This is a genomic window from Corallococcus terminator, assembly GCF_049194865.1.
GTDB lineage: Bacteria > Myxococcota > Myxococcia > Myxococcales > Myxococcaceae > Myxococcus > Myxococcus terminator_A.
The window spans coordinates 1-21,695 of the sequence record NZ_JBLZWL010000060.1 but is presented as its reverse complement, the minus strand read 5'-3'; the positions used below and the strand labels follow the sequence as shown (position 1 = coordinate 21,695).

The 21,695-nt window shown below is 70.2% G+C and carries 21 protein-coding genes; 11 read left to right on the top strand and 10 right to left on the bottom strand.

The window, feature by feature from the left end; translation table 11 throughout:
• The first annotated feature begins 72 nt into the window (after positions 1-72).
• From ACN469_RS19705 to ACN469_RS19695, 3 genes are all read left to right on the top strand, one after another.
• Complete coding sequence (locus tag ACN469_RS19705; RefSeq protein ID WP_498770141.1) at positions 73-1,386, top strand: protoporphyrinogen/coproporphyrinogen oxidase; 1,314 nt, start codon at positions 73-75, stop codon at positions 1,384-1,386.
• 91 nt (positions 1,387-1,477) lie between these two features.
• Positions 1,478-2,188 (top strand): glycosyltransferase family 2 protein, encoded by a 711-nt coding sequence (locus ACN469_RS19700; protein WP_498770139.1) that lies wholly within the window; start codon positions 1,478-1,480, stop codon positions 2,186-2,188.
• An 18-nt stretch (positions 2,189-2,206) separates the two neighbouring features.
• Positions 2,207-3,145, top strand: coding sequence for a polysaccharide deacetylase family protein (locus tag ACN469_RS19695; RefSeq protein WP_498770137.1), 939 nt, complete (start codon positions 2,207-2,209; stop codon positions 3,143-3,145).
• A 3-nt stretch (positions 3,146-3,148) separates the two neighbouring features.
• Here the strand turns inward: ACN469_RS19695 and ACN469_RS19690 are convergent, their stop codons facing one another.
• Positions 3,149-3,856, bottom strand: a complete 708-nt coding sequence (locus ACN469_RS19690) for an esterase/lipase family protein (protein ID WP_498770135.1) — start codon at positions 3,854-3,856, stop codon at positions 3,149-3,151.
• A 311-nt stretch (positions 3,857-4,167) separates the two neighbouring features.
• Here ACN469_RS19690 and ACN469_RS19685 point away from each other — a divergent pair, with 311 nt between their 5' ends.
• Positions 4,168-5,022 (top strand): lysophospholipid acyltransferase family protein, encoded by an 855-nt coding sequence (locus ACN469_RS19685; RefSeq protein WP_498770133.1) that lies wholly within the window; start codon positions 4,168-4,170, stop codon positions 5,020-5,022.
• A 40-nt stretch (positions 5,023-5,062) separates the two neighbouring features.
• Positions 5,063-5,986: an SDR family oxidoreductase gene (locus ACN469_RS19680; RefSeq protein ID WP_498770131.1), complete on the top strand. Its 924-nt coding sequence runs from the start codon at positions 5,063-5,065 to the stop codon at positions 5,984-5,986.
• Between the two features lie 483 nt (positions 5,987-6,469).
• Here the strand turns inward: ACN469_RS19680 and ACN469_RS19675 are convergent, their stop codons facing one another.
• Positions 6,470-6,817 (bottom strand): hypothetical protein, encoded by a 348-nt coding sequence (locus ACN469_RS19675; protein ID WP_498770129.1) that lies wholly within the window; start codon positions 6,815-6,817, stop codon positions 6,470-6,472.
• 163 nt (positions 6,818-6,980) lie between these two features.
• Here ACN469_RS19675 and ACN469_RS19670 point away from each other — a divergent pair, with 163 nt between their 5' ends.
• Both ACN469_RS19670 and ACN469_RS19665 read left to right on the top strand, forming a co-directional pair.
• Entirely contained in the window at positions 6,981-10,757 is a 3,777-nt protein-coding gene (locus ACN469_RS19670) for a tetratricopeptide repeat protein (RefSeq protein WP_498770127.1), read from the top strand.
• A 52-nt stretch (positions 10,758-10,809) separates the two neighbouring features.
• Positions 10,810-11,139, top strand: coding sequence for a hypothetical protein (locus ACN469_RS19665; protein WP_498770158.1), 330 nt, complete (start codon positions 10,810-10,812; stop codon positions 11,137-11,139).
• Positions 11,140-11,209: 70 nt separating this feature from the next.
• Here ACN469_RS19665 and ACN469_RS19660 read toward each other — a convergent pair whose 3' ends face one another.
• From ACN469_RS19660 to ACN469_RS19645, 4 genes are all read right to left on the bottom strand, one after another.
• Positions 11,210-13,297: a RecQ family ATP-dependent DNA helicase gene (locus ACN469_RS19660; protein WP_498770125.1), complete on the bottom strand. Its 2,088-nt coding sequence runs from the start codon at positions 13,295-13,297 to the stop codon at positions 11,210-11,212.
• Between the two features lie 40 nt (positions 13,298-13,337).
• Positions 13,338-13,583, bottom strand: a complete 246-nt coding sequence (locus ACN469_RS19655) for a DUF3006 domain-containing protein (protein WP_498770123.1) — start codon at positions 13,581-13,583, stop codon at positions 13,338-13,340.
• Positions 13,583-14,356: a RadC family protein gene (gene radC, locus ACN469_RS19650; protein ID WP_498770121.1), complete on the bottom strand. Its 774-nt coding sequence runs from the start codon at positions 14,354-14,356 to the stop codon at positions 13,583-13,585. Before radC ends, ACN469_RS19655 begins: the two co-directional genes overlap by 1 nt.
• Before the next feature lie 186 nt (positions 14,357-14,542).
• The gene (locus ACN469_RS19645; RefSeq protein WP_498770119.1) at positions 14,543-15,001 is read right to left on the bottom strand and encodes a cyclic nucleotide-binding domain-containing protein; all 459 of its coding nucleotides are present in this window, start codon (positions 14,999-15,001) and stop codon (positions 14,543-14,545) included.
• Between the two features lie 77 nt (positions 15,002-15,078).
• Between ACN469_RS19645 and trxB the strand changes: the two genes are divergently transcribed.
• From trxB to ACN469_RS19625, 4 genes are all read left to right on the top strand, one after another.
• Positions 15,079-16,044, top strand: coding sequence for a thioredoxin-disulfide reductase (gene trxB, locus ACN469_RS19640; RefSeq protein WP_498770117.1), 966 nt, complete (start codon positions 15,079-15,081; stop codon positions 16,042-16,044).
• A gap of 111 nt (positions 16,045-16,155) precedes the next feature.
• Positions 16,156-17,340, top strand: a complete 1,185-nt coding sequence (locus ACN469_RS19635; protein ID WP_498770115.1) for a trans-sulfuration enzyme family protein — start codon at positions 16,156-16,158, stop codon at positions 17,338-17,340.
• Positions 17,337-17,825, top strand: coding sequence for a cyclic pyranopterin monophosphate synthase MoaC (moaC, locus tag ACN469_RS19630; RefSeq protein ID WP_498770113.1), 489 nt, complete (start codon positions 17,337-17,339; stop codon positions 17,823-17,825). The genes ACN469_RS19635 and moaC overlap by 4 nt, the downstream gene beginning before the upstream one ends.
• Positions 17,826-18,002: 177 nt before the next feature.
• Positions 18,003-18,269 carry a hypothetical protein gene (locus ACN469_RS19625; protein ID WP_498770111.1) on the top strand — a complete coding sequence of 89 codons (267 nt, stop codon included), beginning with the start codon at positions 18,003-18,005 and terminating at the stop codon, positions 18,267-18,269.
• A gap of 7 nt (positions 18,270-18,276) precedes the next feature.
• Here ACN469_RS19625 and ACN469_RS19620 read toward each other — a convergent pair whose 3' ends face one another.
• The 4 genes from ACN469_RS19620 to ACN469_RS19605 form a co-directional block, all read right to left on the bottom strand.
• Positions 18,277-18,840 (bottom strand): NUDIX hydrolase, encoded by a 564-nt coding sequence (locus tag ACN469_RS19620; RefSeq protein WP_498770109.1) that lies wholly within the window; start codon positions 18,838-18,840, stop codon positions 18,277-18,279.
• Between the two features lie 48 nt (positions 18,841-18,888).
• A complete protein-coding gene (locus tag ACN469_RS19615) occupies positions 18,889-19,713 on the bottom strand; it encodes a SirB1 family protein (RefSeq protein ID WP_498770157.1) in 825 nt (274 codons plus the stop codon).
• Positions 19,714-19,797: 84 nt separating this feature from the next.
• Positions 19,798-20,073, bottom strand: a complete 276-nt coding sequence (locus tag ACN469_RS19610; RefSeq protein ID WP_141649139.1) for a hypothetical protein — start codon at positions 20,071-20,073, stop codon at positions 19,798-19,800.
• Positions 20,074-20,081: 8 nt separating this feature from the next.
• The gene (locus ACN469_RS19605; protein ID WP_498770155.1) at positions 20,082-21,656 is read right to left on the bottom strand and encodes a YiiX/YebB-like N1pC/P60 family cysteine hydrolase; all 1,575 of its coding nucleotides are present in this window, start codon (positions 21,654-21,656) and stop codon (positions 20,082-20,084) included.
• Positions 21,657-21,695 lie beyond the last annotated feature (39 nt).

Here is a 21,695-nt window from a genome sequence, read left to right as displayed (position 1 = left end):
GAGAATTCGCGCCCCTGGCACGGAGGGTTCGGCTCCCCCCTCACTGGGCGGAGGTGGTAGGACCGACCCGGTATGGAACCCATCGTCATCCTGGGAGCGGGGCTCGCGGGGCTGTCCACCGCCCATTTCCTCCAGAAGCCCTGGCGCCTCATCGAAAAGTCGGACCGGGTCGGCGGCCTCATCAAGACCGAGGTCATCGATGGGTGTTATTTCGACCCCACCGGCCATTGGCTCCACCTGAGGGACGCCGAAATCCAGGAGCTGGTGAACACGCGCTGGCTGCCGGGGCAGATGGTCCGCATCCAGCGCAAGGCGGGCATCTTCACGCGCGGCGTCTTCACGCGCTTCCCGTACCAGGTGAACACCCACGGGCTGCCGCCGGACGTCGTCGCGGAGAACCTGGTCGGCTACGTGGAGGCCATCTACGGCGAGAAGGGCCGCGCGCTGCGGGAGCGGGAGCCTCGCGACTTCGAGGAGTTCATCCTCCGCTACATGGGCGAGGGCTTCGCGAAGAACTTCATGGTGCCCTACAACCAGAAGCTCTGGACGGTGCACCCGCGCGAGCTGTCCGCCGCCTGGGTGGGGCGCTTCGTGCCCCGTCCGTCGCTCAAGGAGGTGGTGGACGGAGCGCTCGGCGCCGGCAGCGACGCCGTGGGCTACAACGCGTCCTTCGTCTACCCGCGCGAGGGCGGCATCGAGAGCCTGGCGCGCGCCATGCTGCGAGACTTGAAGGGCGGCGAGCTGAGCCTCCACACCGAGCCCACCTCCATCGATTGGAAGGCGCGCAAGGTGGTGCTGTCCGACGGCAGGACGCTGTCCTACTCGGGGCTGGTGTCCACCGTGTCGCTGCCGGGGCTGGTGCGGCTGTTGGCCCAGGGCGCCTCGGGCGTGCCCGACGCAGTCGTCGCCGCCGCGAAGCGTCTGCGCGCCACCACCGTCACCTACGTCGCCGTGGCCGCCAAGGGCGCCAACCGGCAGCCCTGGCATTGGATCTACCTGCCGGAGCCGGAGTTCCACACGTACCGCATCGGCTCGCCCTCGGCGGTGTACGACGCGCTGGCGCCCAAGGACACCGCGACGTTCTACGTGGAGTACAGCCACCACGGCGAGCTGTCTCCGGCCGCCGCGGAGAAGTACGCCGTGGAGGACCTGCTGCGCTCGCAGATGATCCACTCCGCGGACGACGTCCTCTTCGCCCAGGCCCGCGAGATTCCCCACGCCTACGTGCTCTACGACGATGCCTACGGGCCCGCGAAGGAGGAAATCCTCCGTTTCCTGGAGCACGCGGGCATCCTCACGGCGGGCCGGTACGGTCAGTGGGAGTACTCGTCCATGGAGGACGCCATCCTCGGCGGGCGGGCGTGTGCCCGGACGCTGAACGGCTGACGAAGTCGAGGCGCGCCGCGTCGCATCTTGTCGACGGGTGGCGCGGAGCGTGCTAGGCGGACCGGACTGTCGCTTGTCCGGACCTGATTCCATGGCACCGCACCTGTCCGTCGTCATCCCAGTCTACAACGAGGAGTCCATCATCACCTCCGCGGCGGACGAGCTCCGCCAGGGGTTGGATGCGCGCGGCCTCGACTACGAAATCATCTTCGCGGAGAACGGCTCGCGGGATGCCACGCCGCGCATCCTGGACGAGCTGTGCGCGAAGCACCCGCGCCTGCGTTGGTTCCACTCGGAGCGCCCCAACTACGGCGTCGCCCTCAAGGCCGGCATCCTCATGGCCCGGGGCACCTACGTCGTCTGCGACGAAATCGACCTCTGCGACCTCACGTTCTACGACGCCGTGCTGCCGCGTCTGGAGCGGGGTGAGGCGGACATGGTCATCGGCTCCAAGGCGGCCAAGGGCGCCAGCGACCAGCGACCCCTCATCCGCCGCGCGGCCACCCGCGTGCACAACACGCTCCTGAAGGTGACGCTGGGCTTCAAGGGCACGGACACACACGGGCTCAAGGCGTTCCGCCGCGAGGCGCTGCTGCCCGTCATCCACAAGTGCGTGGTGGACATGGACGTGTTCGCCAGCGAGTTCGTCATCCGCGCCTGGCGCGAGGGGCTGAACGTGATGGAGATCCCCATCCAGCTCCACGAGAAGCGCCAGCCGTCCATCCACCTCTTCAAGCGCGTGCCCAACGTGCTCAAGAACGTGGGCAAGCTGTTCTACGTCATCCGAGTTCGCGGCACCTGAGCGGGGAGGGCGCGCACCGTGAGGCTGGCGTCCATCTCCGTCGACCTCGACTCGCTGCCGCACTACTGCCGCATCCACGGCCTGCCGGAGTCGCTGCTGGATTCGCGCGCACGCTCCCTCGTCCATGCGGTGGCGGTGCCTCGCTTCCGCGAGCTGCTCGACACGCTCGGCGCTCCGGGCACCTTCTTCGCCATCGGCGAGGACCTGGAGGCCGACGCCGTGGCCTCCGCGGGCATGCGCGCTGCCCATGAGGCGGGCATCGAGGTGGCAAGCCACAGCCACGCCCATGACTACGCCCTCACGCGCCGGGGCCCCGCCGCCATCCTGGAGGACCTGCGTCGCGCGGACGCGGCCATCCTCGCGGCCACGGGGGCTCGTCCCGAGGGCTTCCGCGCGCCGGGCTACACGCTGAACGCGGACCTCTACGCGGCCACGGTGGAGCTGGGGTACCGGTATGGCTCGTCCGCCTTCCCCGCCGCGCCGTACTACGCGGCCAAGGCGGCGGTGATGGGCGCGCTGTCGCTCTTGGGGCGTCCGTCCCGCTCCGTGCTCGACACGCCCGGCGTGCTGCTCGCGCCCCGGAAGCCGTACCGCCCGGACCCGACGCGGCCCTACCGACGGGGCTCGGGCCCGGTGCTGGAGCTGCCCATGGCGGTGACGCCCGCCCTGCGCTTTCCGTTCATCGGGACGTTCGCCACCACGCTGCCGCTGCGCACCCTGCGCGGGGCGTGGCGCTCCTGCCGCCGTGACGCATTCTTCAACTTCGAGCTGCATGGCGTGGACGTGCTGGACGCGACGGACGGGATTCCCGACGTGCTCGTCCGCCAGCAGCGGGACTTGCGAGTCAGCGCGGTTCAGAAGATGGAGCGGCTGCGCGAAATCTTCGGCTGGCTGAAGTCCGAGTGCGACGTCGTCACGCTGCGCGACGCGGCCGGGCGGCTGTCCGCCACGCTGTGAGCGCTACCGGGCCACCGACGGCGAGCCGAGCACTTCCACCACCGAGTCCAGCACGCGCGAGTCCGTGAGCATCCACGGATGGAGCAGCACGGGAAACCTGCGCTCGCTGGCGCCCGGAAGTCGTGAGCTGGAGGCGGGGAGGATGGTCAAATCCCACGGCGTCCAGAAGCTGTGCACCTCCGTGCTGCCCCAGGGCCGAGGGTCCTGCTGGAGCGCTCGCAACAGCCTGCTGCCTGGCCTCATCTGCGACACGCCCTTGCCTCGGCCCAGGAACGCCAGTCCCGTGCCGGCATGCGGGCCGGAGATGGAGATGAAGCGCCGCACCACCAGCCGTCCGCCGAGCAGCTGCACCCAGTAGCGCGTGACGAGCGCCCCCATGCTGAAGCCCACCACGTCCACGCGGCGGGCGCCGGTGCGTGCGCGCAGGGCCTCGGCCTCGTGGGCCACCTGTCGGGCCAGGGTGGGAATCCCCTCGCTGCCGTTGTTGGGGACCAGGGAGATGGCGTGGACGTGGGGCCAGCCCGCCTGCTCCAGCCTGACGCGCAGCAGGTCGAAGGCGCTGGCGTCGTCGCCGATGCCATGGACGAGCAGCACCGGCGCGCGCTGCTCCACCGGCGCCAGGCGGGGCGCTGACATGGCGACCGAGGCGGCCGTCACGGCGCACCCCGAGAAGAGCCAGGCCAGGCCCAGCAGGATGAGCATCGCGCGCATGCGGGACGAGACATGGCGATGTCACGCCCTGCTGGCATGGGGACACCGGGGCATTCGTCCACTCGTGGCGGCACGGGGCTTCAACGCCGTCACGCAGTGCACGGCTTCCCCTGCGTCCCCGGCGAGCGCGCTGAGTGTCGGGAAGTGGGCTTCCGGGCGGGCCCGGGACGACGACCTCGGGGGCCGGTGCGCGGGAAGACGCGGTGCAGGGGGGATTCGCATGGGGCCGGGCCTCCGACGTTACCCCGGATGGCCACCTCCCGGTTTCCCCACTCCCGGTACGAGAGCCGGTGGTGTAAAGAGCCGGGGATATGCTGGAGCGACTCGGCGACCGAGTGAAGAAGGGCCTGCGCGACTGGACCGACCGCCTGGCCAATGACGAGCAGAAATCGCGGATGCAGGCGCTGCCCCGGCCAGGGAACGAGTACGGGGTCGACCCGTTCGGCTACAACCTCGATTTCAGCCTGTCGGCCGTGGCGCCCTTCCTGTGGCTCTATCGCAACTACTTCCGCGTGGAGACCTACGGCATCGAAAAGGTCCCCGCCGGCCGCGTGCTGCTGGTGTCCAACCACTCCGGCCAGCTCCCGCTGGATGGCGCCATGATTGGCGTCTCGCTGATGCTGGAGGCCAGCCCGCCCCGCGCCATGCGCAGCATGGTGGAGAAGTGGGTGCCGTCCCTGCCGTACGTCTCCACTTTCATGGCGCGCATGGGCCAGATTGTCGGCACGCCCGAGAACTGCCGCCGGCTGCTGGAGTCCGACGAGGCCATCCTCGTGTTCCCGGAAGGGCTGCGCGGCATCAACAAGCTGTGGCCCCAGCGCTACCAGCTCCAGGAGTTCGGCCTGGGCTTCATGCGCCTGGCGCTGGAGACGCGCACGCCGATTGTCCCCGTGGCCGTCGTCGGCGCCGAGGAGCAGGCCCCCGCGCTGATGGACCTCAAGCCGGTGGCGAAGCTGCTCGGCTTCCCGTCCTTCCCCGTCACTCCCACGGGCCTGCCCTTCCCGCTGCCCACCAAGTACCGCATCTATTACGGCGACCCGATGCACTTCACGGGACGCCCGGACGACGAGGACAGCGAGCTGGACAAGAAGGTCCGCACCGTGAAGGCCTCGATTCAGTCCATGCTCCACCAGGGGCTCAAGGAGCGTCGCGGGGTGTTCTGGTGAGCGCCCGCCCCCAAGCTGACGGTGTTATGAGGCTCGCACCATGAGACCGGCCGTCGTCGTCACGGGCATCAGCGGCAACCTCGGCCGCACCCTCGCCAAGCTCCTCCACAAGCACGAGCGCATCATCGGCATCGACCGGCGTCCCTTCGTGGGCCGGCCGAAAGACGTGGAGATGTACGAGCTGGACCTGCGCAAGAAGAAGGCGGAGGACGTCTTCCGCAAGAACGAGGTCCGCGCCGTCATCCACATGGGCATCATGCATGACCCGCGCATGAGCGAGGAGGAGCACCATTCCTTCAACGTCGTGGGCACCACGCGCCTCTTGGAGTACTGCGCGAAGTACGGCGTGAAGAAGGTCGTCGTGCTGTCCTCGGCCAACGTCTACGGACCCAGCCCGGACAACTCCAACTTCCTCACCGAGGACGCGCCGCTGATGGCGGCCAGCCGCTTCTCCGGTGTGCGTGACCTGATTGAAGTGGACATGCTCGCGCATGGCTTCTTCTGGAAGCACCCGCACATCGAGACGGTGATTCTGCGGCCCGTGCACATCGTCGGGCCCACCATCAAGAACGCGCCCTCCAACTACCTGCGCCTGCGCCACCCGTGGATGCTGGCCGGCTTCGACCCCATGGTGCAGCTCATCCATGTGGAGGACGTCGCGCGCGCCATGGTGGCGGCCCTCCGGCCAGAGCCCAAGGGCGTCTACAACGTCGTCGGCCCCGGCGAGGTGCCCCTGTCCGCGGTGATGCGCGAGCTGGGCAACTCCCCCATCCCCGTCCCACACCTCGTGGCCCGGCCCCTGTTGGGCATGCTCTTCAAGTACCGGATCGCCAACTTCCCGCCCCCGGAGCTGGACCACATCCAGTTCCTGTGCGCCGTGGATGGCAGCCGGTGGGTGCAGGACGTGGACTGGAAGCCTCACCACTCCATGCGCGAAACCATCCGCGCCGTGCAGGCCGAGTAGGGAAGGAAAGTCCGAGGGTCCCCTGACACGGCTGTCGTGCCTGGCACGACGCCGGAGGCTGGACCCTCTGACAGGAGTGTCAGCACCCAGACGGCCAGCCCCCCTCGAAGTCGGGCGGCCGCGAGTGCAAGCCCTTGAATCTCCATGACGAGCCCCGCGCGCCACCCCCGGCGCGCGGAGTGGCATCGCCATTGCTCTAGGTTCCGACGTCACCGCGCGGCGACGCGGGCCTGAACAACACCGTCGCCCCGCTCACATTTCAGGGCGCTCCATTGGGGAGCTCCCGACGCCCATCGACTCGGCCGGCCCCGAGCCGATGGGCGGATTCTTGTAGGGCACTCCATTGGGGAGTTCCCGACGCCCATCGACTCGGCCGGCCCCGAGCCGATGGGCGGATTCTTGTAGGGTGCTCCATTGGGGAGCACCCGGCGCCCACCGCCTCGGCCGGCCCCGAGTCGGTGGGCGGTTTCTTTTCAGGGCAGCTCAGTCCTTCAGCTCGTCCACGAAGGGCCCCGCGTCCTGCCGCTCCAGGAGCCACACGCCGTCCCGGAAGACGAACTCCGAGATGACGACGGCGGTGTTCTCCGAGGCGGACGGCAGGCGCATCCACTGGATGCGGCTCTGCACCGTGGCGCGCGCCCCGTCCGCGTCCAGCCGCACCTCCTCGATTTCGTAGTCGGTGATGGAGAGGTCCCGCTCGTCGTGGAGCTCGACGCGGGCGCGTGAGAACGCCGCGCGGCGCTCCGGGACGAGGAGGCGGGAGGCGCTCCGGAAGTCCTTCCACCGGATGAGCTGGTGGAACTTGTCCACGGTGGGCTTGAGTTCTTCCATGTCGGATTTCTTGGATACGGTTGCGCATCCCGACAGGGCGAGCGCGAGAAACAGGGCAGGCAGGCGATTCACAGGGGGAACGGTAGCATCCGGTGGCCGCCCGGGACGAGGGCACGGTGGTATGGTCCCGCTCCCCGCCCGAGCACCGGAGTCGCAAGCCCACATGGCCAAGTCGATGGTGGAGCGTTACGAGCAGCTCCTCCGGCAGGACCCCACATCTTCCGTCTTCGTCGAACTGGCCAAGGCCCTGCTGGAAAAAGGGGATGCGGCGCGCACCATCGAGGTGTGTGAGCAGGGCATCTCCCACCATCCGTCGTCGACGGTGGGCCGCGTGCTCTGGGGCAAGGCACTCATCCAACTGGGCCGCCCCGCGGAGGCGATGGAGCAGTTCGACCGCGCCATCGCCATCGAGAAGGACAACCCCTACGCCTACAACCTGATTGGCGAGGTGCTGTTGCAGCGCGGGCTGTACCGCTCGGCGTTGCCGCTCTTGCGCAAGGCGGTGGCGCTGCAGCCGAATGACGGCCGCGTGAAGCTGTGGCTGGAGCAGGCCCAGCAGGCGCTGGCCGGTGGACCGGCTCCCGTCTTCGCGGACCTGATGGGGCTGGAGAAGACCGCGCCGTCGTCGGAAGCAGAGGCCGACGGTGAGGCGAAGCCCGATGGTGACGAGGCGGAGCCCGCGCCCGCGGCCTCGTCTCCGATGGCCGCCGCGAGGCTCCGGGCCGCCGCGCTCGGCGATACCGGGAAGGCCGCGACGGCTTCTGGCCCTGGTGCCTCGCGCAACGCGGGAGCCCGGGCCGCCGCGGACCTGGCGAGCGCCGCCGCGGCGGGTGGTCGCGCGAGCGTCGAGGGTGACACGGAGGGCGTGCGTGCCTCCGGTTCGGCGTCGGAGGCGTCGGGGACGGCGGCGGGCACGGAGCCCGTGGGTGCTCGTACCCGTTCTGGTGAGCATCTGGCCGCGTCCTCGAAGGGGGATTCGCTGGGGTTGATTGATCGGCCCTTGCCGGTGATGCGGCCGTCGCTGGGGTCCGAGCTTCCGAGCCTGGACCTGTCGTTGTCGGATGATGACGACGCTCCCGGGCCCTCTGGCTCGGAGCCTGGAGCAGGGGAGGGCCGTGAGCCTGCTCCCGAGACGACGGAGGGAGCCGAAGCCTCCGCGCCGTCCTCCGAGGACAGGGAGCCGGGGACCGCTTCGTCCGAGTCCGACGAAGAGGTGCTGCTGCGCTCCAGCGAGTTCACCACCGCGAAGCCGGTGATTCCCGCCGCTTCACCCGAGTCCGATGAGGAAGTGCTGCTGCGCTCCAGCGAGTTCACCACCGCGAAGCCGGTGATTCCCGCTGCCGCGCCGGGGCTCCTGGGCGACCTGCCTCCGCCGGAGCCGACCGCGCAGAATCCCGTGGCTGCTCGCGTGCAGCAGCCCGCGACGCGGGGCTCGGGCTCCAAGCGCTCGTTGCTCGACGACCTTCCGGAGGCCTCCGAGTCGGCCGGGAGCGGCGCGAAGTCGAAGGCGGGGCAGCCCAAGCAGGACACGGAAGCGCTCACCGCGGCCTACGAGAAGGAGCTCCGGCAGAAGCTGGCGCGCGAGGCCGCGAAGACGTCCTTCCTCAAGCGCAACGGGGTGAAGGTCGCCGGCGTGACGGCGCTGGCGATGGTGCTCATCACCATCGTCGTGGGCTTCCTCCGGATTCGCGCGGCCACCGGTGGCCAGACGCTGAACGAGGCGCTCGCCCGGGCCGAGGACCTCATCACCCAGGACACGCGCACCTCGCTGGATGGGGCGCTGCAGCAACTGGGTCGCGCCCTGGAGATGGACGAGGCCAGCAGCCGCGCCTGGGCCCTCACGGCCTGGACGCACGCGCTCCTCTTCGCGGACCACGGCATGTCGCCGGAGGACCGTACCAAGGCGCTGGAGGCGCTGGAGAAGGCGGGCGTGAAGGAGTCCGCGCCGGGTCTGGTGCTCACCACCAACGTCCTCGTGGCCGATGACCGGGGACGGGAGCCCGCGCGCCGCGCCCTGCTCGCGTCCACGGACGAGAGCACCGAGGCCCAGGCGCTCGCCGCGAGCCTGCTGCTGGCGGCGAAGGACGAGAAGAAGGCGCTGGAGCGCTTCGACCGCGCGCTGCGGACCTCGCCCGCCAACGTGCGCGCCCTGGTCGCGTTGGGTGGTTACTACCTGGCCTCGGAGGACTTCCCGCACGCCATCGAGATGTTCGAGAAGGCGCGCACCAAGTCCCCCAAGCACGCCGTGGCCCGCATCGGCCAGGCGGAGGCCCGGCTCGCGCTGGAGCAGGAGCTGGACGCGTCGCTCGCGGACGTGGCGCCGCTGGCGGACGACAAGGAGCTGCCCTCGGCCCTCAAGTCGCGCCAGCAGTTGGTGCACGGGCGGCTGCTGTCCGCCGTGGGCAAGCACGACGAGGCACGCGCGCTGCTGGGGAAGGGCGCGCAGGGGCCGCTGGCCTTCGACTTCCAGCTCGCGCTGGGAGCCGCCAGTCGCGCCGCCGGGAAGCTGGACGCGGCGCAGTCCGCGTACGAGGCGGCCCTGAAGGTGCAACCCAAGAGCGACGAGGCCCGTGAAGGACTGGGCCGCACGCTGTTGGACAGGGACCGTGAGCGCGACGTGCTGACGCGCCTGGAGGCCGACAGCGGCCGCAAGGTGTCGCTGGTGCGAGGCACGGCGTACGCGCGGCTCGGGGACTGGAAGCGCGCTCGCGCGGAGCTGGCTCGCACGCGGGTGAACGAGCGCTACCCTCCGGAGGCCGTGTCCCTGTTGGCCCTGGCGGATGCCGCCGAGGGCAACGCGGCGCAGGCCCGCGAACTGCTCGAGAAGGCGCTGGCCGCGTCCAAGCGCCCTCGCAACGACATGCGGTTGGCGCTGGGGCAGGTGTACTGGCGTGAGCGCGCCTTCGACAAGGCACAGGCGCAGTTCGAGGAGGCGCAGAAGGACCCTCGCGACTACGAGGCCTCGTGTTCCCTGGGACGACTGCTCCTGTCACGTGGCCTGCCGGACATGGCTCTCAAGCCGTTGACGCAGGCGGTGGAGCGCAACGGCGCGCACGGTGAGTCGCGCGACGCGCTGGGCCGCACGCTGCTGGCCATGGGCCGCACGCCCGAGGCCCTCAAGCAGTTCGAGACCTGGCAGCTCGACAACCCGGGCAGCGCCGCCGCGCACAAGGGCTTCGCGCTGGCCCTCTTCCATGCCGGACGTCGCAAGGAAGCGGAAGGGGCGGCGGGCCGCTCGGCGAAGCTGGCGCCCGATGACGCGGAGGCGCACCGGCTGCGCGCCGCCATCCTGTTCGCCTCGGGCGATGCCAAGGGCGGCTTCTCCGCGCTGGAGCGCGCCAACAAGCTGGACCCGAAGGACCCCGACACCTTCTGCGAGATTGCCCACGCCTTCCTGCGCCAGGGCAACGTGGACAACGCGGACGCGGCCTTCGCGGCGGCTCGGCGCGAGGGCTCGGATGCCACCTGTGGACGGGTGGGCGAGCTCTACGTCCAGCTCCCCAGCGGTGGCCGAGGGGCGGCTCGGACGCTGGAGGACCTGTCTTCGCGTGCGCCCACGGTCTGGGACAAGGCGTTCGCCCAGGCAGCCATGGCCCGCGTGCTGCTGGGCGCTGGGGTGCTGAAGGACGCCCGGGCAGCGGCGGATGAGGCGGTGCGGCTGGCGCCGTTCGAGGGCCGCTCGCACCTGGCGCTGGGCCTGGTGGCCCTGAAGCAGCGGCAGGAGGCCGTGGCGAAGGCGTCGCTGCTGAAGGCGGTGGAGCTGGAGCCCACGGACGGGCCCGCGCACCTGGCGCTGGCGGACGTGCTGGTGCGCGAGTCGGCGGAGCTGGCCCGGGCGGTGGAGTCCTATGAAGCTTTTCTCCGACTGGCGGGTGGCAGCGAGGAGGCGGGGCGCGTAAAGAAGGCGCTGCCGTCCCTCAAGAAGAAAGCGGCTCGCTAGCGTGCGCCAACCTTCCTCTGGCCCCGGGCCCGAGTCCCCGCTGCTGCGCATCATGTGGGGCAATGCCTTCCTGCTGTCGGCGCTCTACCTGCTGGTGGGCGTCGTGGTGGAGGGTGCTCTTCGCCTGTACCCCTCGAAGTTCCTCCAGCGCCTGTCGCTGTCGCTGGACTCGCTGCCGGCGCGCGCGCTGGAGCTGGTCGGCGCCATGGAGCCGCTGCGCACGGCCTTCTTCAACGGCCACATCCCCGAGTACGCGGTGCGCCTCATCTTCGGCCTCACCACGGTGGTGGTCATCTTCCTGCTCGCCCTCGTGGTGGGCACCGTCATGGGCGGTCTGCGCTACCTCCTCGCCCGGGTGATGCGCCGATGCGGGGGCGCCTAGCCTCGCCGTCCTCGAGCCCGGAGCCTGGAGACGGAAGCCGTCTCGGGGCTTACGGGTACGGGGGCCTTCGTCAGTTGATGCCCAGGGAGCGCCGGACGCGAGGCTTGCGCGGCGCCGCCATGGGGGCAGCCTGGGGCTCATGTCCCGCGGCGCGCGCCATCAAACAGATTTCCACCACTTTGGGGCCGAAGCGCTCCCAGCGGCTCTCGCCCGTGCCCTTCACCGTGAGGAAGGTCTCCCGGTCGATGGGGAGCGTCGCCGCCAGTCCGAGCAGCGTGGCGTCGTTGAAGATGATGAACGGCGCGACGCCCAGGTCCTTCGACAGCTCCTTGCGCCAGCGCCGCAGCTCCGTGGAGGCCAGCTCGCTGTAGTTCATCACCGGCTGTGACGAGGCCGACGGGCGGGCTCGGGACGCGGATGGTCCGCCCGAAGAGAGGAGCACCGGCATCTTCGCGGGCGCGCACACGTCGCAGTTGCCGCAGGAGGTCTCCACGTCCTGCTGCCCGAAGTAGTGGAGGACGACGCCACGCCTGCAACGCTGCTCCCGGTCCGCGTAGGCGTAGTCCGTCATCCGCCGCAGGAGCTGGAGGTTCTGCCGCTCCTGCTCCCGGACGTGGCTCAGGTCCATGCCCAGCTCGCGGAAGGGCAGCCTCGCCAGCGCCCGGATGGAGCGCCCGGAGAAGGGCCGTCGCACGTTCACCACGCCCGCCTTCTCCAGGAGGCCCAGCGCGTGCCGCGCGTCGTCCACCGACAGGCCCACGCGCCGCGCGAGGATGGTCAGCTCCGTGGTGACCTGCCGCCCCAGGGGAAACGTCTCCAGCAGCGACTTCAAGAGCCGCTGCGCGTCCGGCGCATGCGGGCTCGCGGCCTGCGCCTTCTCCGTCAGCGTCAGCCCGTGCTCGCCCTCGCCCCGTCCGCCGCGCTCCAGCTTCCCGGCCCGCTCGAAGATGCGCAGCGCCGCGGAGACCTCGAACTCGCTGGCGTTCACCATGCCCGCGAGCACGTGCACGCCCCGCTCGAACTCCTCCACCGACTGGAGCACGCCCCATACGTCCGCGAGCACCGCCTCCGACGGGTGGCTGCCCTGGATGAGCCGCTCCTGCGTGTACACGTCCGAGTGGTTGAACAGCAGCACCGCGCGCGCGTCGCCGCCATCCCGGCCCGCTCGGCCAATCTCCTGGTAGTACGCCTCCACCGCCCGGGGGATGTTGGCGTGAGCGACGAAGCGGATGTCCGACTTGTCGATGCCCATGCCGAACGCATTGGTGGCCACCGCCACCGCGTCCTTCGTGGACATGAACGTGTCCTGCGCCCGCCTGCGCGCGTCGTCATCCATGCCCGCGTGGTACAGCACCGCCTTCAAGCCCCGGCCGTGCAGCTCCGCGAAGATGCCGTCCGCCGCGCGGCGCGTGGAGCAGTAGATGATGCCGCTGCCGCCCAGTGCCGCCAGCCGCGCGCAGGCCTCGTGACGGTCCGTGTCCCCGCCGACCTCCTGCTTGCCCAGGAAGAGGTTGGGCCGGTCGAACCCCATGGCGAACTCGCGGGGCTCCTTCATCAGCAGCACCCGGACGATGTCCGCGCGCACTTCCGGCGTGGCCGTCGCGGTGAGCGCCACCGTGCGAGGGGGGCGCAGCTTCTTGCGCACCTGGCCGAGCTGTGCGTACTCCGGCCGGAAGTCGTGACCCCACTGGGAGATGCAGTGCGCCTCGTCCACGGCGAGCAGGTCCACGCCCACGTCCAGGAGCGTCTGGACGAAGCTCGCGCTCCGGAAGCGCTCGGGCGCCACGTACAAGAGCTTGTACTCGCCCGCCCGCAGCCGGCGCAGCCGCTCCGCCCGCTCCAGGTCCGACAGCGACGAGTTGATGAACGTGGCGCTGATGCCGCGCGCGGTGAGCTGCTCCACCTGGTCCTTCATCAACGCGATGAGCGGCGACACCACCAGCGTCAGCCCCGGCAGCAGCGTGGCCGGCAGCTGGTAGCACAGGCTCTTGCCCGCGCCCGTGGGCATCACCACCACGGTGTTGCGCCCGCTGAGCACGGTGGAGATGACCTCCGCCTGCCCGGGACGGAACTGCGTCAGTCCGAAGTGGCGCACCAGGCCCTGCTGAGCTTCCTCGAAGTAGGGCAGGGCCAACGACATCGCTCGCATGTTCACCATCCTGGACCGGCCGTCAACGGAAACGGGGCTCCGCCCCTCTTCACAGCTCCAGCCCCGGCGGCACGGGGACGGCCAGGCGGGCCCTCCTCAGCGCCACCTCCAGCACTCGCAGCGCGGTGGCCTCCGGCTCCTTCCGCCCATCCACCACCACGTCTCCCTCGCGAGCGTCCACGGGCAGCTCCGTGCGCTCCACCGTGCAGGCCCGCCCGGTCTCCAGCCTCACCACCTGCGCCCGCGTGTCCTCCAAGAGCTCCACCTGCACCATCCCGACAAGGCACCCCGCCATCACCCACCTCCTCCCGCCACGTTCCATTCCCGTTTCGGCTCCCACTCCCCGTCCGGGAGCAATCCCCGCTCCAGCATCGACACGAAGGCCCCGTCTCCCACCACCAGGTGGTCCAGGACCTTGAGGTTGAGCAGCTTCGCCCCTGAGACGAGGTGCCGCGTCAGCCCAACGTCCTGGACGCTGGGCTCCGGGTCTCCCGAGGGGTGGTTGTGCGCCAGGACGATGGCCGTCGCGCGCGAGACGAGCGCCGCGGCGAACACCTCCCGGGGGTCCACCGGGCACGTGTTCAGCGTGCCTTCGGCCACCCGCGCGTCATGCACCAGCACGTTGCGCGCGTTGAAGCACAGCACGTGGAACACCTCCCGCCGCAGCGCCCCCATGACGGGCGTGAGGTACGCGTGAATCTCCCGGGGCGTGCGCAGCTTGGGGCGCCGCTCCGGAGAGCGCTGGGCGCGACGGCCCAGTTCCAGCGCCGCGAGCACCTGCGCCGCCCGCCGTGGCCCCAGGCCCGGGATTCCCTTCAGCTCCACCGGCTCCGCCTGCAACAGCGCCTTGAGCCCCCCAGTGCGCCTCAAGAGCGTCCCGGCCGCCTCCAGCCCGCCTCGCGAGCGCGCCGCCAGGCCCCACGCGACACACAGAAGCTCCGAGTCGGTGAGAGCCTGCGCCCCCAACCGGAAGAGCCGCTCCCGGGACTGCTCCATGCCCCCGGCCGCGTGCACCCCCACCGACTCCTCGCCCACCGCCTCACCGCTCCCCGTCCACGCCCCGCCCATGCTCCACTCCATCCCGCCCACCTTCCCCGGGGCGCTGCTTGAGCAAGGCGTGTGCCCGCTGTCGCTACCTGGGGCGCGGTGCGCCTACCCATCCCGTCCCGCTCGACAGCGGCCCGACTTCCGGACGGACACCGGCACACCACGGCCCCTCTCGGGGCGTGAGAGGTGGGTGGTGCGGGCCTGGAGTCAGAAGCGGGAGATGGCGAAGAACGATTTGATCTTCTCGTTCGTCTCGCGCAGCCGCCCGCTCAGCGTCCGGACGAGCGTCCAGAGGAGCACGTACGCCAGGTCCTTGTCGGTGAACATGAGCTGGTCCAGCTTGGACCTCTCGATGACCCACACCGAGCAGGAGATGTGGGCAATGGCGTCCGCCGAGCGCGGCGAGTCCTCGACAACCGCCATCTCACCGAAGTACTGGCCGGCTTCCAGGATGGCGAGCGCCTCCTCGCCGATGCCCGGCACCGACTTGGAGATGCGGACCTTGCCCCGGGAAACGACGAACATCTCATGGCCGGCCTCCCCCTCGCGGAAGAGGAAGGCGCCCGCAGGGTAGTCCCTGGTCTGGCCGAGTTGCGCCACCTTGGCGAGCTGGCCCTGGGTCAAACCCTCGAACAGCGCAACCTTCTTGAGGAGCTCGGCATCCATGAGGCCAGCTTCGTATCACGCGCCCGAGGGCCTCTGGTACCTTCGCGGCCTCAACGGAATAGAGGGAGGAGCCACCCGTGGCGGAGGAGAAAATCAACAAGGTGACCATCATCGGCTCGGGGCCTGCGGGTTACACCGCGGCCATCTATGCCGCGCGCGCCAACCTGGAGCCGGTGGTGTTCGCCGGTGGGCCCACGCTGGAGCATCCCCAGCGCGTGCCGGGCGGGCAGCTCATGGTGACCACGGACGTGGAGAACTACCCGGGCTTCCCGGAGGCCATCACCGGCCCTGAGCTGATGGACCGCTTCCAGAAGCAGGCGGAGCGCTTCGGCACGGTCATCCACATGGAGAACGTGGTGAAGGTGGACTTCAGCAAGCGCCCCTTCGTCATCGAAGGGGAGAGCATTGGCCGTGTCCTGTCGGAGACCGTCATCGTCTCCACCGGCGCCACGGCCAAGTGGCTGAGCGTCAAGGGTGAGGACATCTACAAGAACCGGGGCGTCTCCGCGTGTGCCACCTGCGACGGCGCGTTCTTCAAGAACCAGGACGTCCTCGTCGTGGGCGGCGGTGATACGGCGATGGAGGAGGCCACGTACCTGGCGAAAATCGTCAAGCACGTCACCCTCGTCCACCGTCGCGACTCGCTGCGCGCGTCGAAGGTGATGCAGGAGCGCGCGCTCAAAAACCCGAAGATTTCCTTCCTGTGGAACTCCGCGGTGGAGGAAGTCACCGGCAACGCGAAGGGAATGACGGGCGCCGTCGTTCGCAATCTGAAGACGGGCGACAGCCAGCTGCTCAACGCCACGGGCCTGTTCGTGGCCATTGGCCATACGCCGAACACGGAGCTGTTCCAGGGCATCCTGGAGACGCACCAGGGCGGCTATCTCAAGACGGTGCCGGGCAGCACCCGCACGAACATCCCAGGCGTGTTCGCTTGTGGTGACGTGCAGGACAGCTACTACCGTCAGGCCATCACCGCCGCCGGCACCGGCTGCATGGCGGCCATCGACGCGGAGCGCTGGCTGATTGAGGAGGGCGAGTAGCCCGCTCACTACCGCGTGACGCATGCTCCAGGCCGGCCCGTCTCCATGACGGGCCGGCCTCTTTTTTCGAGCCGGGCCCCGCGCGCCGAGCAGGGACGGAACAGGACTCTCATGAGCACGAAGCTGAAGACGCTGGCGGTGCACGCCGGGACGCGGCTGACGGGCAGCAAGGCAGTGCCCGTCTCGCCTCCCATCTCCGTGTCGGCGGTGAGCTGGTTCGACAGCAGCGACGATTTGGACGGCGCGCTGGATGGCAAGGACTACGCCTACGCCCGCATCAGCGCGCCCAACACCACGCTGCTCGAGGAGGCGGTGGCGGCGCTGGAGGGCGCCGAGGCGTGCGTGGCCTATGCCAGTGGGATGGCCGCGCTGCGCTCGCTCTTCGAGGCCCAGGACTTCCGGCCCGGCGACAGGCTGGTGATGCCCGCGGACGGCTACGGCGTCACGCGCGCGCTCTACAAGAAGCTGTGCGCGGCGCTGGGTGTGGAGCTGCATGCGCTGAAGCTGACGGACCCCGGCTCGGAGGCGCGCATCCGCGAGCTGAGGCCGCGCCTGGTGCTGGCGGAGAGCATCACCAATCCGCTCTTGCGCGTGGCGGACCTGCGCGGGCTGGCGAAGGCGTGTCGGGACGTGGGCGCGGCCTTCGCGGTGGACGCGACGTTCCCCTCGCCCATGGGGCAGCGCGTGCTGGAGCTGGGCGCGGATTACGCGGTGCAGTCCACCAGCAAGTGGCTCAACGGGCACAGCGACGCGCTGGGCGGGACGGTGAGCGGCGCTCGCTCGCGCGTCGACGTGCTGCGCGCCGCGCGCGTGCTGGCGGGCGATGTGCTGGGGCCGTTCGAGGCGTGGCTCACCCTGCGCGGCCTGCGCACGTTGCCGGTGCGGATGAAGGCCCATGCCGAGCACGCCGCGCACGTGGCGCGCAGGCTCGCGGAGTCGCCCCTGCTGGAGCGGGTCATCTACCCGGGGCTGCCCTCGCATCCGGACCATGCGGTGGCTCGCGAGGTGCTCAAGGACGGCGGCCCCATGGTGTCCTTCGAAATCCGGGGCGCGGGTCGTCCCGAGGCCATGCGCTTCCTGGAGGCGCTGAAGGTCGGCCGGCCGGGGCCGTCGCTCGGGGACGTGTGCACGCTGGTGATGCACGCGGCCAGCGCCAGCGCGCGCCGGTTTACGCCCGAGGAGCGCGAGGCGGCGGGGATTCGCGAGAGCCTCATCCGCGTGTCCGTGGGGCTGGAGGACCCGGACGACGTGGTGGAGGACCTGCTCCAGGCCGTGGCGCGGGGGGTGGGCCGGTGAAGATGGTGGATGTCGGCGCGAAGCCGAAGACGGAGCGGGTGGCGGTGGCCACCGCGCTGCTGCGCATGCTGCCCGCCACCCGGGAGCGCATCCTCGCGGGGAAGGTGGAGAAGGGGGACGTGCTCGCCGCGGCGAGGCTCGCGGGCATCATGGCCGCCAAGCGCACCCCGGACTTCATCCCGCTGTGCCACCCCATCGCCCTGTCCGGAGTCGAGGTGACGCTGGACTCCGTGAAGGAGGGCCTGTCCATCCGCGTGACGGTGCGGACGGTGGACCGCACGGGCGTGGAGATGGAGGCCCTGACGTCCGCGTGCGCGGCGGCGCTCACCGTCTATGACATGTGCAAGAGCGTGGACCGGGGCATGGTGCTGGAGGCCGTCCAACTGGAGCACAAGTCCGGAGGTCGCTCGGGGACGTGGGAGCGGGAGTCGAAGCAGGACGGCGCGGAGGCGACTCCGCGTCCACGCAAGCGCGCGAAGCGCTGAGGCGAGGCACGTGCGGGCTGCCCACTGTCCTCTCCAGGACGTGGGCAGTGTGCTCCCGAGCACGCTCCGGCCTGACCCCGTGCCCTTCGGGGCTCCCGCTTGTCGGAGAGGCCGGCCAGATTGAGCGCCTGCCACGAGCGCCCAGCAAGCGCGGAGGGCCTTAGAGGAGGTCCAAGCGTGCTCAACGTCAGGATGGCCCACTCCACCGTGGGGCTCCTCGCGGTCATGGCGGGCATGGGCTGCAGCCTTGGCTCGGGGGACAGCGCGGCGCCGGAGTCTCCCACCCTCGTCGCGGAGGAGGCCCGCGCGCGCTGCGCCGCCGGAGCCCAGGACCGCCGCGCCATCTCCACGGACCCGAAGGGCTGCCGTCAAATCATGTTCGTCTGCGCCCCGGACGAGACGCCCTTCTTCGACGCGTGCGGCTGCGGCTGCGAGCGCAGGTGAATCTCGCCTAACGCTTGCCGGCCGCGTCCTCGCGCAGCTTCTCCAGGAAGAAGGCTCCCATCACGAGCGAGTGGGTGATGTGGCCCTCCAGGATGAGCCTGGGCACGTCCGCGCGCGGGTGCAGCTCCACGGCGATGTCCTCGGCCTCGTCCTGCCGGCCCGCATGGGCCCTCACGCAGTCCCGCGCGAGGAAGATGAAGCAGCGGTTGTCCTGCAGCGCGGGGTTGGGATGCATCCAGCCCAGCGGCACCACGCGGCCCGCCACGTAGCCCGTCTCCTCCTCCAGCTCGCGCGCCGCCGCCACGGCCGGGTCCTCGCCCTCCTCGACGAGTCCTCCCGCGAGCTCCAGCGTGTCCGCGCCGATGCCGAAGCGGAACTGCCGCACCAGCACGAGCGTGTCGTCCGGCGTCGCCGCGATGACGTTGACCCAGTCCGCGCAGACCACCCGCACGCGCGGATGCTCCTGCTCCGTCCTCGGGTCCGCCCACTTGTCCTCGCGGACCTTCATCACCTGATAGTCGTGCTCCAGCCCCTGGCGCAGTCGCCGCCAGGGCTTCACCGTCTGGGACATGGATGAGACTCCGGGCCCCCGCGACACGGCGAGGGCCTCGAGGGTTTTTCAGTTGAGCAGCGAGGCGCGCTCACGCAGCTCGCGGGCCGTCAGCTCCAGGCGGTCGCGGTCGGGCGCCTCCGGAGACAACTCCAGACACCGCTCCACGTCGCGCAGCGCCGCGCGGTACGCACCCAGGTTGGCCAGGAGCGCCGCGCGCGTGCGCAGCTCTCCCGGGTGGTCCGGCGCCAGCAGCAGCAGCAGGTCCACCACCGCCAGCCCGCGCTCGCGGTCCTCGCGGCCCAGGTACACCCGCCGCAGGTTGGACAACATGCGGTAGGCAATCAGCTCCACCGGCGCCGGGGCCAGCATGGCCCGGTCGAACTTGAGCTGCGGGGCCACGCGCTTGAGCAGCTCCTCGCAGCCGTGCTCGGTGAGGATGTCGCCCTGATGGAAGGGGTCCATCACCAGCTTGTGGTCCCCCGCGTCATGCGCGACGAGGAAGTGTCCGGGAAACGGCACTCCGTACAGGGGGATGCCCGCCCGGCGCGCGACTTCCAGATAGACGACGGACAGCGTTATCGGCAGGCCCAGCTTCCGCTCCAGCACCTGGTCCAGGAAGCTGTTCTCGGGCGAGTGGTAGTCGTCCTCGTTGCCGCGAAAGCCCTCGATGTCCGACAGCACGTGGCGCAGCGCTCGAAGGGGCGCGAGCGCCTCGCCCTTGTCCGTCATCCGCTCCGACTCCACCTGGACCCGGCACGCCAGGACGTCCAGCACATGCAGACACGCGGGCGCGTCCAGCTCCGGCCTGTCCAGCGTGGCGATGGCCAGCGCCGCCAGGTCCAGACGCGGAGGCTCCGCGGCCAGCGCCGACACCAACCGTTCCCGGGCCAGCGGCGGGCTGAATCCTGTGGGGATGCTCACGGCCGCAACCACTAACCCACACCGGGCTGGACGGCAAAGGCAGGCGACCGAGCGTCAGAAGGTGGGCGGTGCATAGGGCAGCCTCCCCTTGATTTCCGCGCGCAGCCCCATTTGAGCCGAAATCAGCCCCGCCAGGATTCCATCCTCATACTCGAAAGTCGGGTGTTCCTTGAGTTCGGGGAAGTCGTGGGGATTGCGGAGCTCCTCGGGGGTGAGGTTGGGGACGGCCTCGCGGGCCAGGCGCAGCACCTTGGCCTGTTGCTGCGAAATCATCCGCTCGAAGAGCTGGGCGGACAGCTCCAGCATGTCCTGGGCCACTTCTTCCGTCATGTGCGTGCCTACTCCTGCGAGATGTCCCACTTGGCTCGGCGGTAGCTGTAACGGAAAGCCGCCTCGTCCGCCTCTTTCGCGAGCCCCTCGCCCTCCCGGCCGTCCAGGAAGGCGACGAAGTCGAGCTGGCGGCTGTCTTGTCCGTGCTCCGCGTCGAAGAGGCGCACCAGCTCGTTGGCGGGCAGGGTGCGTCGGCCGACGACGTCCACCAGCGGCACCGCCAGGCCGCGCGTCTCCTTCGAGGGCGCGTAGGACTTCCACACCAGCTCCGTGCACACCAGCGTCTGGTCGGAGAAGAAGTCGAAGTCGAAGTCGTAGGGGCGGCCCTGGTACGTGAAGGCGCGGAGGATGGCGCGCGCCTTGTCCACGCGGGGCAGTCGGGGGCGCATGACGCCCAGGTAGTCCACGCGCATGCCGTGCTCCAGGCCGGTGAAGCTGACGCCCTCGCTGATGGACTCGATGATGCGGATGGGGTCGCCGTGGGAGTCCTTGCCGGAGTACTCGGCCCACTTGGCGGGGAAGGCCTGGGCCAGGTGCGCGCTGAAGGACGCGGGCTTGCCCGGCAGCGTGGCCACCCAGGCCTTCACGTCCGCGTCCTCGTCGAAGTACGCGGCCAGCTCCGGCGCGGTGCCCACGAAGAGCTCCGCGTGCGGCCAGAAGCCCGGCAGGCCGATGTTGGAGAGGTACCAGTTCTGCCGCGCCACCATGATGTCGCCGGGCTCCATCCGCTTGAGGATGCCCAGCACCTGCTCGCGGGAGATGAGCGGCTGGCCGGTGCGGTGCACGCGGGTGTCGCCCATCCACTCGGCCACCGCGCGCTGCACGGGGAAGAAGGCGCGCTGGGTGGAGTCCTGGGTGACGTCGACGGCGGCCTTGGCGAACATGGTGGGGCCACGCTTGATGAGCAGTCCCTTGGCCACCTCGCTGTTGAGCTTCATCTCCTGCATCACCCAGGGCACGCGCGGAGCGTCCATCGCGCCGGCCTTCACCAGCAGCGGGCGGAGCTGCTCCTTGTACGTGTCGCCCGTGTAGAGCTGGGTGGTGGTGGCCACGTGGATGACCTTCTCCTTGAAGCGGGCGAAGGCGCGCGGGGGCACGCCGTACTCGGGAGAGGGCTCGTCCAGGATGACCTCCAGTTGCTTGCGGCCTCCGGTGAGCTCCGCGTAGGTGAGGCCGTGGGCCAGCTCCGTGGTGAGCGCGCCGTGGGTGAGCAGGAAGCCCCACGCGTGCTTCTTGGGCTGGGTGAGGGAGGGTACCTTCACGAAGTCCCAGTAGCGCTGACGGATGACCTCCGTGGAGACGAAGTAGTCGAAGAAGGTCGCCCACGTGGTGAGCAGCTGCTGCTTCTGGTCCGGCGAGTACGGCACGCTCTGCTTCTGGAGGTAGAGGCCGCGCGACTGCTTCACCTCGTCCTGGAGACGGCGCAGGCCGCGGGTGTACCGCTCCAGCTGTTCCAAGTCGGCCTGGGCCTGGGCGACGAAGGCGTCGTCGTCGAGGGCATAGACGCTCGTGGGGGCGGCGGCCGGCGTGGCCGGCGTGCTGGCGAACACGAGCCAGGCGAGCAGCAAGGGGGCGGCGGACATGGGCGGGGCTCCAGGCGACAGGGGCGGCGGGCGGGACTC

Excerpts from the sequence above, each read along its gene's own strand:
- ACN469_RS19685 (WP_498770133.1), top strand. The coding sequence starts at position 4,168 with ATGCTGGAGCGACTCGGCGACCGAGTGAAGAAGGGCCTGCGCGACTGG.
- ACN469_RS19705 (WP_498770141.1), top strand. The coding sequence starts at position 73 with ATGGAACCCATCGTCATCCTGGGAGCGGGGCTCGCGGGGCTGTCCACC.
- ACN469_RS19620 (WP_498770109.1), bottom strand. The coding sequence starts at position 18,840 with ATGTCCCAGACGGTGAAGCCCTGGCGGCGACTGCGCCAGGGGCTGGAG.
- ACN469_RS19610 (WP_141649139.1), bottom strand. The coding sequence starts at position 20,073 with ATGACGGAAGAAGTGGCCCAGGACATGCTGGAGCTGTCCGCCCAGCTC.
- ACN469_RS19670 (WP_498770127.1), top strand. The coding sequence starts at position 6,981 with ATGGCCAAGTCGATGGTGGAGCGTTACGAGCAGCTCCTCCGGCAGGAC.
- ACN469_RS19645 (WP_498770119.1), bottom strand. The coding sequence starts at position 15,001 with ATGGATGCCGAGCTCCTCAAGAAGGTTGCGCTGTTCGAGGGTTTGACC.
- ACN469_RS19660 (WP_498770125.1), bottom strand. The coding sequence starts at position 13,297 with ATGGTGAACATGCGAGCGATGTCGTTGGCCCTGCCCTACTTCGAGGAA.
- ACN469_RS19635 (WP_498770115.1), top strand. The coding sequence starts at position 16,156 with ATGAGCACGAAGCTGAAGACGCTGGCGGTGCACGCCGGGACGCGGCTG.
- ACN469_RS19700 (WP_498770139.1), top strand. The coding sequence starts at position 1,478 with ATGGCACCGCACCTGTCCGTCGTCATCCCAGTCTACAACGAGGAGTCC.
- ACN469_RS19675 (WP_498770129.1), bottom strand. The coding sequence starts at position 6,817 with ATGGAAGAACTCAAGCCCACCGTGGACAAGTTCCACCAGCTCATCCGG.
- ACN469_RS19605 (WP_498770155.1), bottom strand. The coding sequence starts at position 21,656 with ATGTCCGCCGCCCCCTTGCTGCTCGCCTGGCTCGTGTTCGCCAGCACG.
- radC (WP_498770121.1), bottom strand. The coding sequence starts at position 14,356 with ATGGGCGGGGCGTGGACGGGGAGCGGTGAGGCGGTGGGCGAGGAGTCG.
- ACN469_RS19655 (WP_498770123.1), bottom strand. The coding sequence starts at position 13,583 with ATGGCGGGGTGCCTTGTCGGGATGGTGCAGGTGGAGCTCTTGGAGGAC.
- ACN469_RS19665 (WP_498770158.1), top strand. The coding sequence starts at position 10,810 with ATGTGGGGCAATGCCTTCCTGCTGTCGGCGCTCTACCTGCTGGTGGGC.
- ACN469_RS19690 (WP_498770135.1), bottom strand. The coding sequence starts at position 3,856 with ATGCGCGCGATGCTCATCCTGCTGGGCCTGGCCTGGCTCTTCTCGGGG.
- ACN469_RS19680 (WP_498770131.1), top strand. The coding sequence starts at position 5,063 with ATGAGACCGGCCGTCGTCGTCACGGGCATCAGCGGCAACCTCGGCCGC.